The following is a 1,225-nucleotide window of genomic DNA, read 5'->3' as shown; positions in this document are numbered from 1 at the left end:
CACCCCGCCACGCTGGCCGCGGTCCGGACCGGCCCGCAGCCCGAGGGCCGGCGCTGAACCCGTGCACCGGCCCGGGCCGAGCGCCCTGACCGGCCGTCAGCGCACCGCCGCGCGCTGGACGGCCTCCTCGATCGTGATGTCGCCCGCGACGAGTTCGAGGACGAGGCCGGCGCTGCCGGGGGTGTCCAGCAGGGCCACCAGCACGGCGGCCACGTCGTCGCGCGGTACCGAACCGCGGCCGGTGTGCGGCGCCAGCCGCACCCGGCCGGTGCCGGCGGCGTCGGTGAGGGCGCCCGGGCGCAGGATCGTCCAGTCCAGCGTGTCGCTGCGGGACCGGATCGCGTCGTCCGCCGCGCCCTTCGCCCGCAGATACGCGCTCATCGTCGGGTCGGAGCCGGTGGCGCCGGCGTCCGCGCCCATCGAGGAGACGATCAGGAAGCGCCGCACGCCCGCCATCGCGGCCGCGTCGGCCAGCAGTACGGCCGCGTCGCGGTCGACGGTCGTCTTCCGTTCCGCGCCGCTGCCCGCACCCGCGCCGGCCGCGAAGACCGCGGCGTCCGCGCCGCGCAGCACCGAGGCCACCTCGTCCACCGACGCGGCCTCCAGGTCCAGCACGACCGGCTCGGCGCCCACCTCGCGCAGGTCGTCGGCCTGCGCCGGGTTGCGGATCAGCCCGACCGCCGCGTCACCGCGCCCGGTGAGCAGCCGCTCCAGCCGTAGTGCGATCTGTCCGTGTCCACCCGCGATCACCGTACGCATACGGCGAGGCTACGCCTCACGGTGCGACTGGCGGGGGAGATCGAGTACGGCCTCGCCGGACGAGTCGCAGTACTCGCGCACCGCGCTGGTCCGGGACACCACCCGGCCCCGGTGGATCACGATCCGGCTGTACGCCAGCGACAGCACGCCGGCCAGGCTCTCGCCGCGCACCGCGAGCAGTTCGGCGGGGAAGCCCGCCTCGACCCGCACCTCGGGCAGGCCCATCACCGCCCGCGCCGCGCCGCTGATCAGGTCGTACGCCCGCGGCGGGCAGCACTCGCCGTGCGACACGAGCAGGAAGGCGGCCTCCAGCGGGTCGCCGCGGCCCACCGGGTTGGTCAGGTCGCCGAGCGCGCCGCTGCCCGCCGCGACCCGGACGCCGGCCGAGCGCAGCGCCCGGACCGGGGCCGTACCGCCGCGGTCCAGGACGCAGCAGCCGCCCTGCGGCAGGGCCACCACCGAGATC

General features: G+C 77.3%; 1 protein-coding gene and 1 pseudogene. Both read right to left on the bottom strand.

Annotated features, from left to right (window positions below; all coding sequences use genetic code 11):
- Nucleotides 1–96: 96 nt before the first annotated feature.
- Complete coding sequence (locus GA0115240_RS06015; RefSeq protein WP_093735612.1) at nucleotides 97–759, bottom strand: NAD(P)H-binding protein; 663 nt, start codon at nucleotides 757–759, stop codon at nucleotides 97–99.
- A gap of 9 nt (nucleotides 760–768) precedes the next feature.
- Nucleotides 769–1,225, bottom strand: a pseudogene (locus tag GA0115240_RS06010) (hydrolase); the annotation flags it as partial.

This window comes from Streptomyces sp. DvalAA-14, from assembly GCF_900091855.1.
Classification (GTDB): Bacteria; Actinomycetota; Actinomycetes; order Streptomycetales; family Streptomycetaceae; genus Actinacidiphila.
The sequence above is the reverse complement of the archived record's forward strand: the minus strand, read 5'-3'. Positions and strand labels throughout refer to the sequence as shown.